The sequence below is a fragment of the Streptomyces changchenzhani genome, from assembly GCF_039766235.1.
In the GTDB taxonomy this organism is placed as follows: Bacteria; Actinomycetota; Actinomycetes; order Streptomycetales; family Streptomycetaceae; genus Streptomyces.
In genome coordinates this window covers 71,199-92,068 of the sequence record NZ_JBDHNH010000007.1, presented here as the reverse complement: position 1 = coordinate 92,068, position 20,870 = coordinate 71,199, and the positions used below count along the sequence as shown (strand labels likewise).

The 20,870-nt window shown below is 70.3% G+C and carries 21 protein-coding genes, 1 pseudogene and 1 riboswitch; of the genes and pseudogenes, 10 read left to right on the top strand and 12 right to left on the bottom strand.

What is annotated here, in order from left to right:
- Nucleotides 1-31: 31 nt before the first annotated feature.
- From thiE to ABCR94_RS22290, 4 genes are all read right to left on the bottom strand, one after another.
- A complete protein-coding gene (gene thiE / locus ABCR94_RS22305) occupies nucleotides 32-700 on the bottom strand; it encodes a thiamine phosphate synthase (RefSeq protein ID WP_347121539.1) in 669 nt (222 codons plus the stop codon).
- A gap of 187 nt (nucleotides 701-887) precedes the next feature.
- Nucleotides 888-1,253 carry an Rv2175c family DNA-binding protein gene (locus ABCR94_RS22300; protein ID WP_347121538.1) on the bottom strand — a complete coding sequence of 122 codons (366 nt, stop codon included), beginning with the start codon at nucleotides 1,251-1,253 and terminating at the stop codon, nucleotides 888-890.
- 67 nt (nucleotides 1,254-1,320) lie between these two features.
- On the bottom strand, nucleotides 1,321-2,484 hold the full coding sequence (locus ABCR94_RS22295) for an NAD(P)/FAD-dependent oxidoreductase (RefSeq protein ID WP_347122010.1): 1,164 nt from the start codon (nucleotides 2,482-2,484) through the stop codon (nucleotides 1,321-1,323).
- Nucleotides 2,485-2,671: 187 nt separating this feature from the next.
- Nucleotides 2,672-3,013, bottom strand: coding sequence for an avidin-fold protein (locus tag ABCR94_RS22290; protein ID WP_347121537.1), 342 nt, complete (start codon nucleotides 3,011-3,013; stop codon nucleotides 2,672-2,674).
- Between the two features lie 51 nt (nucleotides 3,014-3,064).
- Nucleotides 3,065-3,177: riboswitch (TPP riboswitch) on the top strand.
- Here ABCR94_RS22290 and thiO point away from each other — a divergent pair.
- From thiO to ABCR94_RS22265, 5 genes and pseudogenes are all read left to right on the top strand, one after another.
- Nucleotides 3,175-4,437: a glycine oxidase ThiO gene (gene thiO / locus ABCR94_RS22285; protein ID WP_347121536.1), complete on the top strand. Its 1,263-nt coding sequence runs from the start codon at nucleotides 3,175-3,177 to the stop codon at nucleotides 4,435-4,437. It overlaps the preceding riboswitch by 3 nt.
- Before the next feature lie 68 nt (nucleotides 4,438-4,505).
- Nucleotides 4,506-4,703 (top strand): annotated as a pseudogene (gene thiS / locus ABCR94_RS22280) (sulfur carrier protein ThiS); the annotation flags it as partial.
- 3 nt (nucleotides 4,704-4,706) lie between these two features.
- Nucleotides 4,707-5,501, top strand: coding sequence for a thiazole synthase (locus ABCR94_RS22275; RefSeq protein ID WP_347121534.1), 795 nt, complete (start codon nucleotides 4,707-4,709; stop codon nucleotides 5,499-5,501).
- A gap of 125 nt (nucleotides 5,502-5,626) precedes the next feature.
- Nucleotides 5,627-7,576 carry a Stk1 family PASTA domain-containing Ser/Thr kinase gene (gene pknB, locus ABCR94_RS22270; protein ID WP_347121532.1) on the top strand — a complete coding sequence of 650 codons (1,950 nt, stop codon included), beginning with the start codon at nucleotides 5,627-5,629 and terminating at the stop codon, nucleotides 7,574-7,576.
- Nucleotides 7,577-7,633: 57 nt separating this feature from the next.
- Nucleotides 7,634-8,509, top strand: a complete 876-nt coding sequence (locus ABCR94_RS22265) for a deoxyribonuclease IV (protein WP_347121531.1) — start codon at nucleotides 7,634-7,636, stop codon at nucleotides 8,507-8,509.
- A 72-nt stretch (nucleotides 8,510-8,581) separates the two neighbouring features.
- Here the strand turns inward: ABCR94_RS22265 and ABCR94_RS22260 are convergent, their stop codons facing one another.
- Entirely contained in the window at nucleotides 8,582-9,214 is a 633-nt protein-coding gene (locus ABCR94_RS22260) for a sulfite oxidase-like oxidoreductase (protein WP_347121529.1), read from the bottom strand.
- A gap of 156 nt (nucleotides 9,215-9,370) precedes the next feature.
- Here ABCR94_RS22260 and bfr point away from each other — a divergent pair, with 156 nt between their 5' ends.
- Complete coding sequence (bfr, locus tag ABCR94_RS22255) at nucleotides 9,371-9,850, top strand: bacterioferritin (RefSeq protein ID WP_347121527.1); 480 nt, start codon at nucleotides 9,371-9,373, stop codon at nucleotides 9,848-9,850.
- An 18-nt stretch (nucleotides 9,851-9,868) separates the two neighbouring features.
- On the opposite strand, the gene ABCR94_RS22250 is transcribed toward bfr, so the two are convergent.
- Both ABCR94_RS22250 and ABCR94_RS22245 read right to left on the bottom strand, forming a co-directional pair.
- The gene (locus tag ABCR94_RS22250) at nucleotides 9,869-10,123 is read right to left on the bottom strand and encodes a (2Fe-2S)-binding protein (RefSeq protein WP_347121526.1); all 255 of its coding nucleotides are present in this window, start codon (nucleotides 10,121-10,123) and stop codon (nucleotides 9,869-9,871) included.
- Between the two features lie 145 nt (nucleotides 10,124-10,268).
- Complete coding sequence (locus ABCR94_RS22245; RefSeq protein WP_521977528.1) at nucleotides 10,269-11,648, bottom strand: class II 3-deoxy-7-phosphoheptulonate synthase; 1,380 nt, start codon at nucleotides 11,646-11,648, stop codon at nucleotides 10,269-10,271.
- Between the two features lie 83 nt (nucleotides 11,649-11,731).
- Between ABCR94_RS22245 and ABCR94_RS39170 the strand changes: the two genes are divergently transcribed.
- On the top strand, nucleotides 11,732-11,788 hold the full coding sequence (locus tag ABCR94_RS39170; RefSeq protein ID WP_521977647.1) for a trp operon leader peptide: 57 nt from the start codon (nucleotides 11,732-11,734) through the stop codon (nucleotides 11,786-11,788).
- Nucleotides 11,789-11,877: 89 nt separating this feature from the next.
- Entirely contained in the window at nucleotides 11,878-13,752 is a 1,875-nt protein-coding gene (locus tag ABCR94_RS22240; protein WP_347121522.1) for an anthranilate synthase family protein, read from the top strand.
- A 59-nt stretch (nucleotides 13,753-13,811) separates the two neighbouring features.
- Here the strand turns inward: ABCR94_RS22240 and ABCR94_RS22235 are convergent, their stop codons facing one another.
- From ABCR94_RS22235 to ABCR94_RS22215, 5 genes are all read right to left on the bottom strand, one after another.
- Nucleotides 13,812-14,834, bottom strand: coding sequence for a 2-hydroxyacid dehydrogenase (locus ABCR94_RS22235; RefSeq protein ID WP_347121521.1), 1,023 nt, complete (start codon nucleotides 14,832-14,834; stop codon nucleotides 13,812-13,814).
- A 149-nt stretch (nucleotides 14,835-14,983) separates the two neighbouring features.
- The gene (locus ABCR94_RS22230) at nucleotides 14,984-16,012 is read right to left on the bottom strand and encodes a 6-phosphofructokinase (RefSeq protein ID WP_347121519.1); all 1,029 of its coding nucleotides are present in this window, start codon (nucleotides 16,010-16,012) and stop codon (nucleotides 14,984-14,986) included.
- Nucleotides 16,013-16,148: 136 nt separating this feature from the next.
- Nucleotides 16,149-16,838, bottom strand: a complete 690-nt coding sequence (locus ABCR94_RS22225; protein ID WP_347121518.1) for a response regulator — start codon at nucleotides 16,836-16,838, stop codon at nucleotides 16,149-16,151.
- Nucleotides 16,835-18,064, bottom strand: coding sequence for a MacS family sensor histidine kinase (gene macS, locus ABCR94_RS22220; protein ID WP_347121517.1), 1,230 nt, complete (start codon nucleotides 18,062-18,064; stop codon nucleotides 16,835-16,837). The genes ABCR94_RS22225 and macS overlap by 4 nt, the downstream gene beginning before the upstream one ends.
- Before the next feature lie 22 nt (nucleotides 18,065-18,086).
- A complete protein-coding gene (locus tag ABCR94_RS22215) occupies nucleotides 18,087-18,842 on the bottom strand; it encodes a lysophospholipid acyltransferase family protein (protein ID WP_347121515.1) in 756 nt (251 codons plus the stop codon).
- 298 nt (nucleotides 18,843-19,140) lie between these two features.
- Between ABCR94_RS22215 and ABCR94_RS22210 the strand changes: the two genes are divergently transcribed.
- Both ABCR94_RS22210 and ABCR94_RS22205 read left to right on the top strand, forming a co-directional pair.
- Nucleotides 19,141-19,920 (top strand): alpha/beta hydrolase, encoded by a 780-nt coding sequence (locus tag ABCR94_RS22210; RefSeq protein ID WP_347121513.1) that lies wholly within the window; start codon nucleotides 19,141-19,143, stop codon nucleotides 19,918-19,920.
- The gene (locus ABCR94_RS22205; protein ID WP_347121512.1) at nucleotides 19,913-20,641 is read left to right on the top strand and encodes a hypothetical protein; all 729 of its coding nucleotides are present in this window, start codon (nucleotides 19,913-19,915) and stop codon (nucleotides 20,639-20,641) included. Before ABCR94_RS22210 ends, ABCR94_RS22205 begins: the two co-directional genes overlap by 8 nt.
- Nucleotides 20,642-20,870: the final 229 nt, after the last annotated feature.

Here is a 20,870-nt window from a genome sequence, read left to right as displayed (position 1 = left end):
CCCGCCCCGCTCCCCCAGGATGATCCCCGCGCTAGGCGCCGAACCGCTCAGCGACCCGCTTGGCGAGTGCGGCCGTCGCGGCTGCCGGGTCGTCGGCCTCGGTGATCGCCCGCACCACCACGATCCTGCGGGCACCCGCGTCCAGCACCTCGTCGAGGTTGCCCGCGTCGATCCCGCCGATCGCGAACCACGGCCGGTCCTGGCGCAGCGCTGCCGTGTACCGGACGAGCCCCAGGCCCGGTGCGTACCTCCCGGGCTTGGTGGGGGTGGGCCAGCAGGGGCCCGTGCAGAAGTAGTCCACGCCCGGCTCGGCGACGGCCGCGTCCACCTCGGACTCGGCGTGCGTAGAGCGGCCGGTGAGCACATCGGGGCCGAGGATCGCGCGCGCGGCCGGGACCGGCAGGTCGCCCTGTCCCAGGTGCAGCACGTCGGCGCCGATGGCGTGGGCGACATCGGCCCGGTCGTTGACCGCGAGGAGCGTGCCGTGCCGACGGCAGGCTTCGGCGAAGACCTGGAGGTGCTCCAGTTCCTCGGCCGCCTCCATGCCCTTGTCCCGCAGCTGCACGATGTCCACACCGGAGGCCAGGACGGCGTCCAGGAACTCCGGAAGGTCGCCCTGACGCTTGCGGGCGTCCGTGCAGAGATACAGCCGGGCAGCGGAGAGCCGGGCTCGGGCGCCCGTGGAGATGGGACTGGACATGGGGCTGGGAGTGGGACTGGGACTGGGCACGGCGAATAACCCCCGTTGGTCGGCGGTGCACGGGCCTCGCGAGCCTGTGCACCGCAGGTGATCAGCTCGTTCTGGCGTCACACGTCAGAACAGTCGGAACAGCTCGTTCTGGCGTCAGACGTCAGGCCTCAGGCGTCGAACCCCAGGCGTCGGGCCGTCAGACGGCGAGCGCCTGGGCGCGGCGCTTCACCTCCGTGCCGCGATTCTCACTCAGCGCCTGCGCGGGGGTACCGGGCAGAGACGGGTCGGGGGTGAAGAGCCATTCGAGCATCTCCTGGTCGGAGTAGCCGTCGTCCCTCAGGAGGGTCAGGGTCCCTGCGAGCCCCTTGACCACCTTGTCGCCGTCGATGAAGACGGCAGGCACCTGAAGCGCCCTGCTCTCTCCACGGCGCACGGCGATCAGCTGGCCATCCCTGACCAACTGCCGGACGCGCGTCACCTCGACATCGAACTTTTCGGCGATGTCGGGGAGGTGGAGCCAGGCGGGGACAAGAGCATCGATCTTTGCGTCAATCTGGGTCACAGGACAAGCGTGCCATCTTGGACTGACAGCCGGTAGTCGAGTCCGCCCGGAGCGGCCTCACCTCGGCTCAGAGCGTGGCCGACTTGAGTGGAATGGACGGGTCTGCGGCCCGCTGCGGGTCCAGCGCCACGCCTGAGCCAATGAGCTTGCGCCCCTGGGCGAGATCCCTCGGCCGGGCCACGGTCAGCAGCGCGACCAGGGCCCCCTCCCGCAGCCAGCACACCGACCAGGCCGCTCCCGACGGGTCGCCGCGCCACACCATCGTGTCGGCGGACGCGTGGTGCCCGGCGTACTGCACGAAGCGGCCGAACTGCTCGGACCAGAAGTATGGAATCGGGTCGTAGCTCTGCGGGGTCTCGCCGACGATGTTCGCCGCGACCGTCCGCGGCCCCTGGAGGGCGTTGTCCCAGTGGTGGACGAGCAGCCGTTCGCCGTAGCGCCGCGACGGGAAGGAGGCGCAGTCCCCGACGGCGTACACATCGAGCAGGGAGGTGCCCAGGCGGTCGTCTGCGACGACGGCGCCGTCCGGCCCCCGCTCGATGCCGGATTCCGCGAGCCAGGCCGTCGCGGGCCTGGCGCCGATGCCGACGACGACCGCGCCCGCCGCGATCCGCGTGCCGTCGGCGAGGACGATTTGCCCCGGCTCGATCCGCGCGACGCGCGCCCCCGTCAGCAGCCGCGCGCCGCTCTCCGCGTACCAGTCGGCCATCGGGACGGCGACCTCGGCGGGCATGGTGCCGGCGAGCGGCCGGTCCGCGGCCTCGACGACGGTCACCGCACAGCCCGCCTCACGCGCGGCCGTCGCGAACTCCGCGCCGATCCAGCCCGCCCCGACCACCACGACGTCGTGCTGCTCGTCGAGTACGGGCCGCAGCCGCGCGGCGTCGTCGAGGGTGCGCAGCAGATGGACGCCGGGGACACCCTCACTGCCGGGCAGCATGATCGGTTCCGCTCCGGTGGCGATGACCAGGACGTCGTACGGGACGGGCCCCGCGGGGGTGTCGATCTCGTGCGCCGAGGAGCGCACGCCGCTCACTTCGAGCCCCAGCCTGAGCTCGATGCCGAGCGCCTCGAAGTCGATGTCGAAGGCCGACCCCTCGGCCTTTCCGAGCAGGACCGCCTTGGACAGCGGCGGCCTGTCGTACGGCTGGTGCGGCTCGGCACCGATCAGTGTGACGCGGCCGGTCCAGCCCTGCTCGCGCAGCGCCACGGCGCTCTGCACGCCGGCCATTCCGGCCCCGACGACCACCACGTGCCGCTCCGCGCGCTTCTGCTCGTCTGCCTGCCTCTGCTCGCTCACCCGATCACTGTAGGGCGGCGTGTAGAGCGGCCCTCAGAGCCAGGTGGGGAGACTTCTGACACAACGTCACTGACGCGGAGTCATCAACAAGGTCCACGCGCCGCTTCACCGGACCGCGTCACTGAACCTGCTGCTCCACGACACTCGTCCCGCTGCCGGGCCCCGACTCCCACTCCCAGGTCTCCTCCAGCCGTACGCGCCCGTCCACGAGGTCGACGACAGTGGACCGGCAATGCCCGGACGCGGTGGCGCCGTCCTGCTTCAGCTGCACGTACCGGAAGTCCAGCAGGTCGCCCTCGCGCGTGCCGACGAGGTGGCCGCGCACCACGTCGCCGCCCGCGTACTCGGCCCAGATCCGGCCGTTCTCCTCGTGGTACGTGAAACGGGTCCGCGTCCCCACCTGGCCGGGGGCCTGGTCGGCGACCGGCGAGAGGACGAGTCCGTCGAGCGAGCGGGCCACGGGGGTTGCTCCCTTACTGCGCGTTGGGGCCTGGCGTTAGGGTGGCCACCGTAAGGCACTCGCGGGAGCCCGGTCGGACCGGGCTGAGAGGGAGGCTGGACGGCCTCCGACCGTACGAACCTGATCCGGGTCATGCCGGCGAAGGGAGGGGCTGGACACCCATGCACGTATCCCACACAAGATCCACAGGGACCACCACCGGGACCATCACCGGGACGACAGGACCCACAGGATCCGACGTCCTGGTCATCGGGGGCGGGATCATCGGCCTGGCCACGGCCTGGCGGGCGGCGCAGCGCGGTCTGCGGACCGCGGTCGCCGATCCGGAGCCGGGCGGCGGGGCCGCGCAGGTCGCGGCGGGCATGCTCGCCGCCGTCACCGAGCTCCACTACGGCGAGCAGACCCTGCTCGGCCTCAACCTGGCCTCCGCCGAGCGCTATCCGGCCTTCATCGCCGAGCTCGAAGCAGAGAGCGGGCAGGACACCGGTTACCGCGCATGCGGCACGCTGGCCGTGGCACTGGACGCCGACGACCGCGCCCACCTGCGCGAACTCCATGCCCTGCAACGCCGGTCCGGGCTGGACTCACAGTGGCTCACGGGGCGCGAATGCCGACGCCTTGAGCCGATGCTCGCGCCGGGCGTGCGCGGCGGCCTGCGGGTCGACGGCGACCACCAGGTCGACCCGAGACGGCTGGCCGCCGCGCTGGTGACGGCGTGCGAGCGGGCCGGGGTGGTCTTCCACCGCGACTGGGTGGACCGGCTCTCGGTCGTACGGGACCGGGCCACCGGCGCCGTCCTCGCCGACGGCACCGAGCTCGCAGCCGATCAGGTGGTCCTCGCGGCCGGCAGCCTCAGCGGCCGGCTCGCGGGTGTGCCCGACGACGTACTGCCGCCGGTCAGGCCGGTGAAGGGGCAGTTGCTGCGGCTGACCGTGCCGGGGGCGTACGCGCCGTTCCTGAGCCGGACCGTACGGGCCTTCGTGCGCGGCAGCCATGTCTATCTGGTGCCGCGCGAGAACGGCGAGCTGGTCGTCGGCGCGACCAGCGAGGAGCTCGGCTGGGACACGACGGTCACGGCGGGCGGGGTCTACGGGCTGCTGCGCGACGCGCACGAGCTGGTGCCCGGCATCACCGAGCTGCCGTTGACGGAGACCCGCGCCGGGCTGCGCCCCTGCTCCCCCGACAACGCGCCCCTGCTGGGGCCGAGCGCGCTGCCCGGACTGCATCTGGCCACCGGGCACTACCGCAACGGGGTCCTGCTGACGCCCGTCACCGGCGATGTGATGGCGACCGTCCTGGCCACCGGGGAACTCCCGGAAGAGGCCAGGCCGTTCACCCCGCGCCGGTTCTCCCCCGTACCGCACGAGCCCGTACCGCAGGAGCCCGTACCGCAGGAGCCCGTACCGCAGGAGCAGCCCGCATGAGCGTCCCCACCGGCCCGAGCGAGCCGAACACCACCGGTCCCAGCAACCCCGCGGACTCCACCGGCCCGACCGTCTCGGTCAATGGCGAGCCCCGTGAGATCGCCGACGGCGTCACTCTCGACGCTCTTGTCGCGACCCTCACCCGGGCGCCTTCGGGCGTCGCCGCCGCACTCAACGAAACCGTCGTGCCGCGCGGCCAGTGGGCCGCCACCACGCTCGGCGACGGTGACCGCGTCGAAGTCCTCACCGCGGTCCAGGGAGGCTGAACCATGGCCGACGATCTCCTCACCATCGGAGACACCACTTTCTCCTCCCGGCTGATCATGGGCACGGGCGGCGCACCCAGCCTCGACCTGCTCGAACGCTCCCTTGTCGCCTCCGGGACCGAACTGACGACGGTCGCGATGCGGCGTCTTGACCCGACGGTGCAGGGGTCGGTCCTGTCCGTTCTCGACAGGCTCTCCATCCGGGTCCTGCCGAACACCGCCGGGTGCTTCACGGCGGGCGAGGCCGTGCTCACGGCCCGGCTGGCGCGCGAGGCGCTCGGCACGGACTGGATCAAGCTGGAGGTCGTCGCCGACGAGCGGACGCTGCTGCCCGACCCCATCGAGCTGCTCGACGCTGCGGAGACCCTCGTGGACGACGGCTTCACCGTGCTGCCCTATACCAACGACGACCCGGTGCTCGCCCGCAAACTGGAGGATGTCGGCTGCGCGGCGATCATGCCGCTCGGCTCTCCCATCGGCTCGGGTCTTGGCATCCGCAACCCGCACAATTTCCAGCTGATCACCGAGCACGCGCGCGTGCCGGTCGTTCTCGACGCGGGTGCGGGCACCGCGTCGGACGTGGCGCTGGCGATGGAGCTGGGGTGCGCGGCGGTGATGCTTGCCTCGGCGGTGACGCGGGCCCAGGAGCCGGTGCTGATGGCGGAGGCCATGCGGCACGGGGTCGAGGCGGGCCGTCTCGCGTACCGGGCGGGCCGGATCCCGCGCCGGCACTTCGCCGAGGCGTCGTCCCCGACGGGCGGCCTGGCGGCCCTGGACCCGGAGCGTCCGGCGTTCTGAGCGGGCTCGGCGGCCCGCACAGACGTGCGTGGAACGAGTGAGGGCTGTCACAGGTCGGCTTCAGTACGGTCGCGGGGCTGCCCGCGGAGTTCGGGGTGCCGGTCCTGGCTCGTAGACTCGCCTGCGTGGATACGACCCTTCAGGACCCGCTCGTCGGGCATGTGCTCGACGGCCGCTACCGCGTCGATGCGCGCATCGCCGTGGGCGGCATGGCCACGGTCTACCGGGCCGTCGACACCCGCCTCGACCGGGTGCTCGCGCTGAAAGTGATGCACCCCGCGCTGGCGGCCGACGTCTCCTTCGTCGAGCGGTTCATCCGCGAGGCGAAGTCCGTGGCCCGGCTGTCGCACCCCAATGTGGTCGGGGTGTTCGACCAGGGCGCCGATGGGGCGTACGTCTATCTCGCGATGGAGTACGTCGCAGGGTGCACCCTGCGCGACGTACTGCGCGAGCGCGGCGCGCTCCAGCCGCGTGCCGCCCTGGACATCCTGGAGCCGGTCCTGGCCGCGCTCGGCGCCGCGCATCGCGCCGGGTTCGTCCACCGGGACATGAAGCCGGAGAACGTGCTGATAGGGGACGACGGCCGGGTCAAGGTCGCCGACTTCGGCCTCGTGCGGGCGGTGGACACCATCACCAGCACCACCGGATCCATCCTCGGCACGGTGTCGTATCTCGCGCCCGAGCAGATAGAACACGGCACGGCGGACACCCGTGTCGATGTCTACGCCTGCGGCGTGGTGCTCTACGAAATGCTGACCGGCGCCAAGCCGCACTCGGGCGGCACCGCCGCCCACGTGCTCTACCAGCACCTCCACGAGGACGTGCCCGCCCCGTCGGCCGCCGTGCCCGGTCTGGCCGTGGCACTGGACGAGCTGGTGGCGAGCGCCACCGCACGCAACCCCGAGATCCGGCCGTACGACGCCGTCGCACTGCTCGCGCGGGCCAGGGAGGCGCGCGCCGAGCTCGGCGACGAGCAGCTCGACGCGGTGCCGCCGCAGGCCCGTACCGAGGCGCACGACGGCTCCCAGGACCGCACGAGCGTCATTCCGCGGGCGCTCGGAGCGGCCCGTACGCCCGTTCCCGCGGACGGCGGCCGCCAGGAGCCCCTCAACCGCACCAGTCGGCTTCAGATGCAGCCGCCGGGGCCGCCGCAGCCCCAACCGCCGCGCCGCAGCCGTGCCTTCGCGCCCCGTCGAGGTGTACTGGCGCTGGTCATCGCCGTCCTGCTGGTCCTCGGTGTGGGCGCAGGCGTCTGGTACATCAACTCCGGCCAGTTCACCCGTGTCCCGCCGCTTCTCACGCAGTCGGAGAAGCAGGCCGGCAAGCGGCTCTCGGACGCCGGGCTCGATGTGAAGAAGGTCGAGCGGAAGTTCAGCGACAGCTTCGACCGGGGCACCGTCATGAACAGCGCCCCCAAGTCCGGCGAGCGCATCCGTACCAACGGCTCGGTGACGCTCGTCGTCTCGCGCGGCCCGGAGATCGTCAAGGTCCCCGACCTGGAGCAGATGCCGCTGGCCAAGGCCAGGAGTGAGCTGAAAAAGACAGGCCTGGCTCCTGGCATCGTGACCAGGGAATTCAACGAGGACATCGCGCAGGGCGCCGTCATCCGCACGAAGCCCGCCGCAGGGACCGGCCGGCAGCCGGACTCCGCGGTCGCCATGGTCATCAGCAGGGGCGCCCCTCTCGATGTGCCCGACGTGACCGGCGAAACCGTGGCGGACGCCACCGCCGAGCTGAAGGAAGCCGGGTTCACCGTCAAGACCGCGCCCGACCAGGTCTTCTCGCCCCAGGACGCGGGTTCCGTCGCCAGGCAGTCCGCGGCCGAGGGCGCCCAGCTCGCCGCGGGCGACACCATCACGCTGACGGTCTCCAAGGGGCCACGGATGATCTCCGTACCCGATGTGGTCGGTGACAACGTCGACGACGCGAAGGCCGAGCTGAAGGAAGCGGGCTTCGCGGTCGAAGTCGACCAGCCCTTCCTCTCCTTCAGTGACGAGATCGCGAGCCAGTCGGTGGACGGCGGCAGCGAGGCCCCGGAGGGCAGCACGATCACCATCACGACCAAGGGGCTGTAGGACGGGGCCGGGTGCCCGTGTCGATGGGCGGCGCCCGCCCTGGCATCCTGGAGGGTGATGAGCAACGCACCTTTTCCCTCCCGCAATCCCGTCGGCGGCCACATCCCCGTGGCGGGCGGCCTCGCCACCACCGGGCTTCCGTACGCCCGTGAGATGGGCGCCGAGGCCGTGCAGGTCTTCGTCGCCAATCCACGCGGCTGGGCGACGCCCACCGGGAACCCGGCCCAGGACGAGCAGTTCCGCGCGGCCTGCGCCGCGGAGCGGATCCCGGTGTACGTCCATGCCCCGTACCTGATCAACTTCGGTTCGCACACCGAGGCAACGGTGGCGAAGTCGGTGGAGTCGCTGCGGCACTCGCTGCGCCGCGGCCGGGAGATCGGCGCGCTGGGTGTGGTGGTGCACACCGGTTCGGCCACCGGCGGCCGGCCGCGCTCGGAGGCCCTCGCCCAGGTACGTACACATCTGCTGCCGCTCCTGGACGAACTGACCCACGACGACGACCCGTTCCTGCTGCTTGAGTCGACGGCCGGGCAGGGCTTCTCGCTGTGCTCGAGGACCTGGGACTTCGGCCCGTACTTCGAGGCGCTCGACGCCCATCCCAAGCTGGGCGTCTGTCTCGACACCTGCCACATCTACGCGGCCGGGCACGATCTCGCGGGCCCCGGCGGGATGAAGCAGACCCTGGACCTGCTGGTGGACACTGTCGGCGAGGGCCGGCTCAAGCTGATCCACGCCAATGATTCCAAGGAGACCGTCGGCGCGCACAAGGACCGCCACGAGAACATCGGCGCGGGCCATATCGGCGAGGGCCCGTTCCGCGAGCTGTTCTCGCACCCGGCGACCGAGGGGGTGCCGCTGACGATCGAGACGCCCGGCGGCAAGGAGGGGCACGCGGCCGATGTGGCCCGGCTGAAGGAAATGCGCGACTTCTGAGGGCCGCCGAAACCGCCCCGAATCCCAGGTGCACCAAGTACCACCACTGAGGCACCCGGCTGCGCGTACGGGCTACAGCTCGGGGCCGTCCCCCGGCTCCTCCTGATAGGAGTAGCGCTGCTCGCGCCAGGGGTCGCCCAGATTGTGATAGCCGCGCTCTTCCCAGAAGCCGCGGCGGTCCGCCGTCATGTACTCGACGCCCCGGACCCACTTGGGGCCCTTCCAGGCGTACAGATGAGGCACGACGAGTCGCAGCGGAAAGCCGTGCTCCGCGGTGAGCAGCTCACCGCCCTTGTGGGTGGCGAAGATCGCGCGGTCCGAAACGAAGTCGGCGATCCGCAGATTCGCGCTGAAGCCGTACTCGGCCCAGACCATGACATGAGTGGCGCCGGGGGCGGGGGGAGCGAGTTCGGCGAGGGTGCTTGCGAGCACGCCGCCCCATTCGGCCCCCAGCATGCTGAACTTCGTCACGCAGTGCAGATCGCCCTCGACCGTGGAGAACGGGAGTGCCGAGAATTCCTCGTGGTTCCAGCAGTGTTTGTCGCCGTCGGCCGTGGCGCCGAAAACCCTGAACTCCCAGCGGTCCGGCTTGAACTTGGGCACGGGACCGTAATGGGTGACCGGCCAGCCGCGCTGCAGTCGCTGGCCCGGCGGAAGCTCGGACGATCCCGACGCACGATGTTCCCGGCTTTCCGGCTGACCCATGTACTCCATGGTGACAGACCGCGAGGGGTGGTCATGACCAGGTCTGCCCCGATTCGGTGCAAGCCATACTAAGCCTGTACTTACTGGACGGTCCGCGCGCGTGGTGCGAGGATGCGCGAAACCTGCCGAGTACAACGCCTGGAAGGAGCCTCTGCAATGCAGGGCGACCCCGAGGTCCTTGAGTTCCTCAATGAGCAACTGACCGCCGAACTGACGGCGATCAACCAGTACTTCCTCCACGCGAAGATGCAGGAAAATTTCGGCTGGACGAAGCTCGCCGCTTACACGCGGTCCGAGTCGATCGACGAGATGAAGCACGCCGAGCTGCTGACCGACCGGATTCTCTTCCTGGACGGACTGCCGAACTACCAGCGGCTCTTCCACGTCCGTGTGGGTCAGACCGTCACCGAGATGTTCCAGGCCGACCGGCAAGTCGAGGCCGAGGCGATCGACCGCCTCAAGCGCGGCGCGGAGGTCATGCGGGGCAAGGGCGACATCACGTCGGCGAAGATCTTCGAAGACATCCTGGCCGACGAGGAACACCACATCGACTATCTCGACACCCAGCTGGAGCTGGTCGAGAAGCTCGGTGAGGCGCTCTACATCGCGCAGCTGATCGAGCAGCCGAGCAGCTAGGGGGACACCCCGGGAGCTCTAGGCGGCTTCGCTGAGCGCGACCTCACTCAGAGCTGTGTCGCTCAGCGCTTCCGCGCCCTGCTCCATCAGCTCACGGCGCGGACACGCGCCCCTGCCGAGGAGCCCCTGGATCGTGCGGACGCACGATCCGCAGTCCGTCCCCGCCTTGCTGACCGACGCTATCTGGCGCGGTGTGCAGGCACCGGCGGCCGCGTGCTCCTCGATCTGCCGGTCGGTAACGCCGAAGCACATGCAGACGAACACGCGGAGCACCTCCTCACGGGGGCCGGGGGGACACGTTCTCAGTTAGGTCAACCTAACCTTACCCGGCCGGGGCTGCTCGCAAAAGCCCCCGGAACGACTGTGGGGCGCGGATCACATTCGATCCGCGCCCCACAGTCATTTTCTGCTCAGATTTCTACTGATCCCGGTACATCTCGGCCACCAGGAACGCCAGGTCCAGCGACTGGCTGCGGTTGAGCCGCGGGTCGCAGGCCGTCTCGTAGCGCTGGTGCAGGTCGTCGACGAAGATCTCGTCGCCGCCACCCACGCACTCGGTGACGTCGTCACCGGTCAGCTCGACATGGATGCCGCCCGGGTGCGTACCGAGGCCCTTGTGGACCTCGAAGAAGCCCTTGACCTCGTCGAGCACGTCGTCGAAGCGCCGCGTCTTGTGGCCGGAGGCGGCCTCGTAGGTGTTGCCGTGCATCGGGTCGGTGACCCACACCACGGTGGCGCCGGAGGCCGATACCTTCTCGACCAGCTCGGGGAGCTTGTCGCGGACCTTGTCGGCGCCCATCCGGACGACGAAGGTCAGCCGGCCGGGCTCGCGCTCCGGGTCGAGCTTCTCGATGTACTGCAGCGCCTCGTCGACCGTGGTCGTCGGGCCCAGCTTTACGCCGATCGGGTTGCGGATCTGCGAGGCGAACTCGATGTGCGCGCCGTCGAGCTGGCGGGTGCGCTCACCGACCCACACCATGTGGGCCGATACGTCGTACAGATGGCCCGTGCGGGAGTCGACGCGGGTCAGCGCGGACTCGTAGTCCATCAGCAGCGCCTCGTGGGAGGCGTAGAACTCCACCGTGCGGAACTCGGCCGGGTCGGTGCCCGCCGCCTTCATGAAGTTCAGCGCGTTGTCGATCTCACGGGCCAGCTGCTCATAACGCTGTCCGGACGGGGACGACTTCACGAAGTCCTGGTTCCAGGCGTGCACCTGGCGCAGGTCGGCGTAACCGCCGGTGGTGAAGGCGCGCACCAGGTTCAGCGTGGAGGCGGACGCGTGGTACATCCGCTTCAGCCGGTCCGGATCCGGGATCCGGGACTTCTCGGTGAACTCGAAGCCGTTGACCGAGTCGCCGCGGTACGTCGGCAGGGTCACGCCGTCGCGGGTCTCGGTCGGCTTGGAGCGCGGCTTGGAGTACTGACCGGCGATCCGGCCCACCTTCACGACGGGCACCGAAGCGGCGTACGTCAGCACCGCGCCCATCTGGAGGAGGGTCTTGAGCTTGTTGCGGATGTGGTCGGCGGACACCGCGTCGAAGGCCTCGGCGCAGTCACCGCCCTGCAGCAGGAACGCTTCGCCCTTGGCGACGGCTCCCAGTCGGGCACGCAGCTGGTCGCACTCGCCCGCGAAGACGAGCGGCGGATACGACTCAAGCTCCGCGATCACATCGCGCAGGGCCTCGGCATCCGGGTACTCGGGCTGCTGCGCCGCGGGAAGGTCTCGCCAGGTCGCCTTCGCGGCGACGCCTTGGGATTCAGCTTTCACGATCACGCCACAAGAGTACGGGGTCGTCATTGCCTCGTCGGCACACGCCCGCCCACTGAGACAGCCGTTGAGACGGCGCTTCGCGCGCCGGGCCGTGCGCTACGATCCACTTCATGTTCGCGCACTTGACCCACACCTGGTGGTGGACCGCTCATCCAGCGGCCCACTGATTGCGCGTACCCAGACAACGCGAAGGCCGCCCCGGAGGGCGGCCTTTTTTGTTTCGGGCCGTTCCTCCTCTCCGGAAGGAACGCATCCCATGCTCATCGACAGGCTGCTCGGCGAAGACGGTCCGCCCTTCGCGCTGCTGCGCAGGCGCACGCCGGGGCGTGACCACGACACCGTCGAGGTCCTGATCGGCTCTGTGCGTGAGGTCGAGCACCTCGCCGACATCCCGGCCGACGGACCGCCCGCCCTGGCCCTGGTGCCGTTCCGGCAGATCAGAGAACGTGGCTTCGACGTGCGCGACGACGGGACGCCGCTCAGCGTGCTGGTCGCCGACGAGACGTACGAGCTGCCGCTCGACGAGGCGCTGGCCCAGCTGCCGGCGCACGGCGTGCGGGTCGAGGGCGGCGCCTTCGACGTGGACGACGAGGCGTACGCGGGGATCGTCCGGCGGGTCATCGAGGACGAGATCGGGCAGGGCCAGGGCGCGAACTTCGTCATCCGCCGGACGTACACCGGCGAGATCCCGGGCTTCTGCCGGGCCGACGCACTGGCCCTGTTCCGGCGGCTGCTCACCGCGGAGCGCGGCGCGTACTGGACGTATGTCGTGCACACCGGCGAGCGCACCCTGGTCGGCGCCAGCCCCGAGGTGCATGTGCGGATGTCCGGCGGAACGGTCGTGATGAACCCGATCAGCGGGACCTACCGCTACCCGGCGGGCGAGCCGGACGTGGAGGGGCTCCTCGAATTCCTAAGCGACCGCAAGGAGACCGAGGAGCTCTCCATGGTCGTCGACGAGGAGCTCAAGATGATGTGCACCGTCGGCGACATGGGCGGGGTCGTCGTCGGGCCCCGACTCAAGGAGATGTCGCACCTCGCGCACACCGAGTACGAGCTGCGGGGCCGCTCATCGCTCGATGTGCGCGAAGTCCTGCGGGAGACCATGTTCGCGGCGACGGTCACCGGCTCGCCCGTACAGAACGCGTGCCGCGTCATCGAACGCCACGAGGTCGGGGGGCGCGGCTACTACGCGGGGGCGCTGGCGCTGATCGGGCGCGACGAGGGCGGGACGCAGACCCTGGACTCGCCGATCCTGATCCGTACGGCGGACATCTCGCCGCAGGGCCACTTGCGGGTGCCCGTCGGGGCGACCCTCGTGCGCCACTCGGACCCGGCGAGCGAGGTCGCCGAGACCCACGCGAAGGCGGCGGGGGTACTGGCAGCGCTGGGGGTGCGCGAGGCGCGACCGCAGGTCACCGGGGTGCGGCCCCGGCTGGCCGACGACCCGCGGGTCCAGGCCGCACTGGAGGCCCGGCGCGCCGATCTCGCCCCGTTCTGGCTCCGTATGCAGACCGTGCCGTCCACCTTGTCCGGGCACGCCCTGGTGGTGGACGCCGAGGACACCTTCACCGCGATGCTGGCGCACCTGCTGCGGGCCTCGGGGCTCGATGTCACGGTACGTCGCTACGACGAGCCGGGGCTGCGCGAAACGGTCCTCGGCCATGAGGGGCCTGTGGTGCTGGGTCCGGGTCCCGGCAATCCGGCGGACACGACCGACCCCCGCATGCTGGCGCTGCGCGCGCTGACGGCGGAGCTGCTGGGCTCGCACGCGTACGGGGTGCTCGGGGTCTGCCTGGGCCACGAGCTGATCGCGGCGGAGCTGGGGCTCGGGATCGTGCGCAAGAACGCGCCGTACCAGGGGGCGCAGGAGCGGATCGACCTCTTCGGGCGCCCGGAGACGGTGGGCTACTACAACAGCTTCGCCGCGCACTGCGGCGAAGCTGCGGCCGAGGAGCTGGCCGCCCACGGGGTCGAGGTCAGCCGTGATCCGGCGACGGGCGAGCTGCACGCGCTGCGGGGGCCGGGCTTCGCCTCGGTCCAGTTCCACCCGGAGTCGGTGCTGACGCTGCGCGGGGCGGCGATCGTGAGCGAGCTGCTGGCCGGACTGACGACCCCGGTGGCGCCGTAACCGACAGGCCTCACGACCGACAGTCCTCCGACCGATAGGTCCTCACCACCGACCAGTCCTCACGCGGGTCCGGGGGTTGCCTCCGGGACCAGCACATTGTCGCTGCGGCGGCCTGCCAGATAGTCCTCGACGTTCTGGACGGTCGCCGCGACGATCTCGCCCACCGCGTCCACCGTGTAGTACGCCTGGTGCGAGGTGACCAGCACATTGGGGAAGGTCATCAGCCGCGCCAGGGTGTCGTCCTCCACGGCCACCAGCGACTTGTCCAGGAAGAAGAGCCCGGCCTCCGCCTCGTACACATCCAGGCCCACCCCGGCGAAGCGCCCCAGCCGCAACTCGTCGACCAGCGCGTCGGTGTCCACGAGCCCGCCGCGGCTGGAGTTCACCAGGATCGCGTCGTCCTTCATCGACCGCAGCGCGTCCGCGTCGATGAGGTGATGGGTGGCCGGCATCAGCGGAACGTGCAGGCTGATCACGTCGGAGGCGGCCAGCAGCTCGTCACGCTCGACGTACTTCATGCCCAGCTCGACGCAGGCGGGGTTGCGCGCGATGTCCCAGCCCAGCAGGTTCATGCCAAAGCCATGGGCGATCCGGGTGAACGCCTCGCCGATCTTGCCGGTGCCGACGACCCCCACCGTGCGCCCGCGCATGTCGCGGCCCAGCAGCCCGTCCAGGCGGAAGTCGAAGTCGCGGGTGCGGCCCGCGGCGCGCACGATGCGGCGGTTGACGGCCATTGCGAGGGTCCAGGCGAATTCGGCGACCGAGTACGGGGAGTAGTACGAGACGCGGGCGACGGTCAGCCCGAGCTCCCGGGCGACGTCGAGATCAATGTTGTTGAACCCGGTGGAGCGCTGGGCGATCATCTTCGTTCCGCCGGCCGCCAGGGCGCGCAGGACGCTCGCGCCCAGGTCGGCGTTGACGCTGGAGCTGATGATCTCGTATCCGGCGGCGATGGGCGCGGTGTCCTCGGTGAGGAACACATCGAGGCTGCGGCAGCGGACATCGAGGGCGTGGTGTCCCGCGAAGGCCTTCTCGATGAGCGGCTTCTCGTCGACCTGTACGCCGAAGGCCAGGATTTCCACGACTTTTCCCCCAAGTAGGGCCAAGCGAAGCCAAAGGTGAGCTGTGGGCCGGATATCGCGAATATACGGCCCACAGCCCGGCCCCGCCCGGCCGGGAACCCGGCGGACCAGCAGATCCGAATCGGCTGATCCGAATCAGCCCAAGCGGATCAGCCGAAGAAGACGCCCACCTCGGCGTAGAGCTTCGGGTCGACCGTCTTGAGCTGCGCCGTCGCCTCACCGATCGGCACCCGCACGATGTCCGTCCCCTGGAGCGCGACCATCTTGCCGAAGTCGCCGTCGCGCACCGCGTCGATCGCGTGCAGCCCGAAGCGGGTGGCCAGCCAACGGTCGAAGGCGCTCGGTGTGCCACCGCGCTGGACGTGCCCCAGGACGGTGGTCCTGGCCTCCTTGCCGGTGCGCTTCTCGATCTCCTTGGCCAGCCACTCCCCCACGCCCGACAGCCGGACGTGCCCGAAGGAGTCCATCGTGCCGTCCTTGAGCACCAGCTCGCCGTCCTTGGGCATCGCGCCCTCCGCGACGACGACGATCGGGGCGTACGACGCCCTGAAGCGGGAGGTGATCCAGCCGCAGACCTGGTCGATGTCGAAGCGCTGCTCGGGGATGAGGATGACGTTCGCCCCGCCCGCGAGCCCGGAGTGCAGGGCTATCCAGCCCGCGTGCCGGCCCATGACCTCGACGACGAGGACGCGCATGTGCGATTCGGCGGTGGTGTGGAGGCGGTCGATCGCCTCCGTCGCGATACCGACGGCGGTGTCGAAGCCGAAGGTGTAGTCGGTGGCGGACAGGTCGTTGTCGATGGTCTTGGGTACGCCGACGCAGGGGACGCCGTCCTCGCCGGACAGCCGCGCGGCGACACCGAGCGTGTCCTCGCCGCCTATCACGATGAGCGAGTCGACCTCGTGCTCGGCCAGGTTCTCCTTGACACGGCGGATGCCGTCCTGGGCCTGGAGGGGGTTGGTGCGCGAGGAGCCGAGGATGGTGCCGCCGCGCGGCAGGATGCCGCGGACCTCCGGGATGCCGAGCCGTACGGTGTCGCCTTCGAGCGGCCCGCGCCAGCCGTCCCGGAAGCCGATGAAGTCGTAGCCGTACTCCTGCACGCCCTTGCGGACGACTGCGCGGATTACCGCATTGAGCCCGGGGCAGTCGCCGCCCCCGGTCAGTACTCCTACCCGCATGGAATTGTCCCTTCGCCACAGTCAGCTGTGAGCCGCCACGCTAGTGGTGATCCAGGTCACAGGAACATGGGGCGAAAGGTCAATTCCCTTATACAAAACAGGCGTTGATCGCCGAGTCCCACTTCGGGCGCCCCTGTCAGGCGTCGTCGAGGCCGCGTTCGATCGCGTACCGCACGAGCTCCACACGGTTGTGCAGCTGGAGCTTGCCGAGGGTGTTCTGCACGTGGTTCTGGACGGTGCGGTGCGAGATCACCAGGCGCTCGGCGATCTGCTTGTACGAGAGCCCCTTGGCGACCAGCCGCAGTACCTCGGTCTCGCGCTCGGTGAGCTGCGGGGCCTTGGGTTCGTTGGACGCGGCGGGGACCGGGTCGGAGGCGAGGCGGCGGTACTCACCTAGGACCAGACCGGCCAGACCGGGGGTGAAGACCGGGTCGCCCGCGGCCGTGCGGCGCACCGCGTCGATCAGCTCCTCGGGGCCGGCCGACTTCAGCAGATAGCCCGTCGCGCCGGACTTCACCGCTTCCAGCACGTCGGCGTGCTCACCGCTCGCCGACAGGACCAGCACCCGCAGGCCCGGGTCGGCGCCGACCAGCTCCTTGCAGACCTGGACGCCGGGCATCCCCGGCAGGTTGAGGTCCAGGACGAGGACCTGGGGCATGACGGCCCTGGCCCGGCGCACCGCCTGCGGGCCGTCGCCCGCCGTGGCGACCACGTCGAAGCCGGCGGCGGCCAGGTCGCGGGCGACCGCGTCCCGCCACATCGGGTGATCGTCGACCACCATCACCCGGATCGTCCCGTGCTCACTCTGATCACTCTGGTCGCTCATCGCGCCTGTCCTGCCTTCCCCCGTGGAACTTTCAGTTCAACTTCCGTGCCCTGCCCCGGTACCGAGGTCAGCTCGGCGGTGCCGCCGATGTCGCGCAGCCGCCCGCGGATCGACTGGGCGACACCGAGCCGCCCCTCCCCCTCGGCCTGCACGAGCCTGCCCTCCGGGATACCGGGCCCGTCGTCCCGCACCGTCACGATCACTTCCTGCGGCCAGTCCTCGACCAGGATCCAGGCCTGGGCGTCCTCACCGGCATGCCTGCGCACATTGTCCAGTGCGGCACTGACAGCCCCGGCGAGCTCCCTGGCCGCCGCCGGTTCCAGCAGGACCGGGGCGCCGGGCTCAGCGAAGCTCACCTTCGACCCGGCGTGCGCGGCGAGCAGCGCGCGCAGATCGCACGGCCCGCCTCTGTCGGAGCCATGGGGCTCGTCGACCTCGACCGTACGGACCACCGCGCCCTGCGCCGCGTCCTCCGAGACCCTGGTGGCGGGCACCAGGCCGCTGGAGACCAGGGTGCGCAGCGCCACTTCCTGCTCTCCCGCCATCCGGCCCAGCTCGGCCGCCTCACCACCCAGCGCGTTGCCCCGGCGCTGCACCATGGCGAGCACCTGGAGCACGCTGTCGTGGATGTCACGGGCCAGCCGCTCCCGCTCGCGGGTGGCGGCCTCGATCTCCAGGGCGCGGGCGAGGGTGCGCTCGGAGGCGCGGGCGACCTCGACGACGTAACCGATGGCGATGGAGGCGACCCACACGAGCAGGACGTTGTGGAAGGTGTCCCGGCTCGGGTGGCCCCGCTCGACGATGTTGGCGACGGCTACGAAGCTGGAGGCAAAGGCCGCCCAGCGCCAGCCGCCCTTGATCGCGAACGCCAGGACGGCGCCCGCGGTCCATATCGTCGGCAGGGTCGGGCCGTCGATCTGCTGTGCCTGCGCGTCGGCGAGGGGCGTGAGCATGATGCCGGTCAGGGCGACGGTGAGGTCGGCGCCGAGGAAGCGCTTGGTGCAGCTCGCCGCGTTCGCCACCTTGGGGAGCGTGACGACGGTCCAGACGACCATCACCGCGAGGAAGGCGACGGCCACCCAGGGGCGCTCGAACCTCTGCCGGGTGAACACGAACAGGAGTACCGCGTAGATCATCGTCAGGACGCGGTACGCGGTCAGCGCACGCCACAGCGGCTGCTCGACCGACATACGCACGACCTGCTCGCGCTGGGCCTTGGCCATCATCCCCACCCCCGAACGGACGCGGTTACGCGCCGGATCGTTCCGCCTCTTCGGCGATTTTCGCCTTGGCCGCCTTCTCCAGCTCCGCCCTTTCGGCCTTGGCCGCCTTCTCCGCGACCGCGATCTGCTGCTTCGCGGCGGTCGCGTACACGTCGACGTACTCCTGGCCGGAGAGCTTCATGATTTCGTACATGACCTCATCGGTCACCGACCTGAGAATGAACCGGTCGCCCTCCATGCCGTGATAGCGGCTGAAGTCCAACGGCTTGCCGATCCGGATGCCGGGGCGCATCAGCTTGGGCACGACCTTGCCGGGCGGCTGGATCTTCTCGGTGTCGATCATCGCGACCGGGATCACCGGTGCGCCGGTGGCCAGCGCCACCCGGGCGAGGCCTCCCGGCTTGCCGCGGTAGAGCCGGCCGTCCGGGGAGCGGGTGCCCTCCGGATAGATACCGAAGAGCCCGCCGCCTCTGATGACCTCGATGCCGGCGTTGATCGCCGACTCACCGGCGCCGCGCCCGCCGGAGCGGTCCACTGGCAGCTGGCCGACGCCCTTGAAGAAGGCCGCCGTCAGCTTTCCCTTCACGCCGGGCGAGGTGAAGTACTCCGCCTTGGCGATGAACGTGACCTTGCGGTCGAGAACCGCCGGCAGGAAAAAGGAGTCCGAGAAGGACAGATGGTTGCTCGCGAGGATCGCCGGCCCCTCGGCAGGGATGTTTTCGAGGCCCTCCACCCAGGGCCTGAAAGCAACCTTCAGCGACCCTCCGATGGAAAACTTCATTGCGCCGTAGATCAACTCGACTGCCTTCCCTTGTCTGTCGCATCGACCTTAACCCGTGCCGGGCCTGCGCTCTCTCTCAGAAGGCGGCTCACCGGGCGGCGCACAAGACGGCCGACGGACCTGGTCGGTGTCGGTCCGGTCGCGTACGGTGAACTACACCTTTGACACCCCCTCGCCATCCCGGCTTTCCGGAGCCTTATGACGGCCTATGACACGTATGAGGCCTTGCGTATGAGGTCTTGTGAAGGCCGACGAAGTCCCGAGAAGCCCTATCGAGCCACATGAACAGGAGACCCCGGTGCCGGTCCTTCCTGGAGCCGAGCCGTTCCGCCACGAGGGCGGAGAGGTCGGCGTCCTCCTCTGTCACGGTTTCACCGGTTCCCCGCAGTCAGTGCGCCCCTGGGCCGATCATCTGGCCGAGCGGGGGCTGACCGTCTCGCTGCCGCTGCTGCCCGGCCACGGCACCCGCTGGGAGGACATGCAGGTCACGGGCTGGCAGGACTGGTACGCGGAGGTCGACCGCGAGCTGCGGGTGCTCCTGGAGCGGTGCTCGCAGGTCTTCGTCTTCGGCCTTTCGATGGGCGGGGCGCTGGCACTGCGGCTGGCCGCCAAGCACGGGCACGACGTCGCGGGTATCGCGGTCGTCAACCCGGCCAACAAGGTGCACGGCCTGTCGGCGTACGCGCTGCCGGTGGCCCGCCATTTGGTCCGTACGACGAAGGGGCTGCGCAGCGACATCGCCAAGGAAGGTGCGGAGGAGGTCGGCTACGACCGCGTCCCGCTGCACTCCGCGCACTCCGTGCGGAATTTCTTCCGGCTCGTGGACACCGAGCTGCCCCAGGTCACCCAGCCGCTGTTGCTGCTGCACAGCCCGCAGGACCATGTGGTGCCGCCCGCCGACTCGGCCCGCATCCTCAGCCGGGTCTCCTCCACGGACGTCACCGAGGTGGTGCTGGAACAGAGCTACCACGTCGCGACGTTGGACCATGACGCGGAGCGGATTTTCGACGAGAGCTATGCGTTCATCGGCCGCCTCGCTCCGAGTATCGGAAAGAAGGGGAGCAGCACCGGTGGCTGAGCATGACGCGGAGCCCGCGGGCCGCGAGGAGGAACGGGAGCCGGAGGAGCCGGCGTCGGCCGCTGCCGATGCCGCCGCCGACCCTGCCGGGAAGCCCCTGGACGAGGACTCCGTCTGGGCGGCGATCGTCGCCGGGTACGGGGACGAGCCGCCGGATCCGCCGGGCGCGAAGCCGTTCAAGTCGATCGAGGATCTGGCCCTGCTGGAGGGCGAGCGCAACAGCAGCACCACGGACGGTGCCGCGGACCGGTCCGGCCCGTCCGGCCCTACCAGCCCGCCCAGCCCCTCCAGCCCCTCCGGTCTTTCCGAGAAGTCGCTGAAGAAGGACCGCGAGCCCGCGGCCGAGCAGGACCCGGACCCGGAGCCGAGCAAGCCGCTCGGCAGCTCCGTCGTCTTCGCCCCCGGCGTCGGCAGCCCGCGCGACTACTCGGTGGCGGAGCCCGCCGACGGCGACCTCGGTGCGAGCGACGAGGGTCACTTCGTCCCGCCGGAGCCGCCGCCGCTGCCATCCGCGGACACCACGGCCAGGTTCGCCTGGCTCGCGGTCATCGGCGGGCCGCTGCTGCTGCTCGTCGCGGTGCTGCTCCAGTGGGACATGACGTGGTGGCTCACGCTGGCCGGTGTCGGCGGGTTCCTGGGCGGTTTCGGCACGCTGGTGGGGCGGATGGCCCACGAGGACGAAGAGGGCGGGGACGACCCGGGGCGCGGAGCGGTGGTGTAGCGGGGGGGGCGGGCGCCTGCGGCGAGCTTGCCCCCTACCCGCCCCTTCCCGCTGTGACATTTTGCGGCTGCCGCCGCGTGGTGGGGGCAAGCCCCCAGACCCCCGGACGGGCTGAATATGCACCGCATCCGGAACCCTTTCAGCCCGTCCGGCGATTGAGGACCGGGGTCTGGGGCCGAGCCCCAGTTACGGGAAGGGGCGGGTAGGGGACAGCGCCGCAGGCACACCC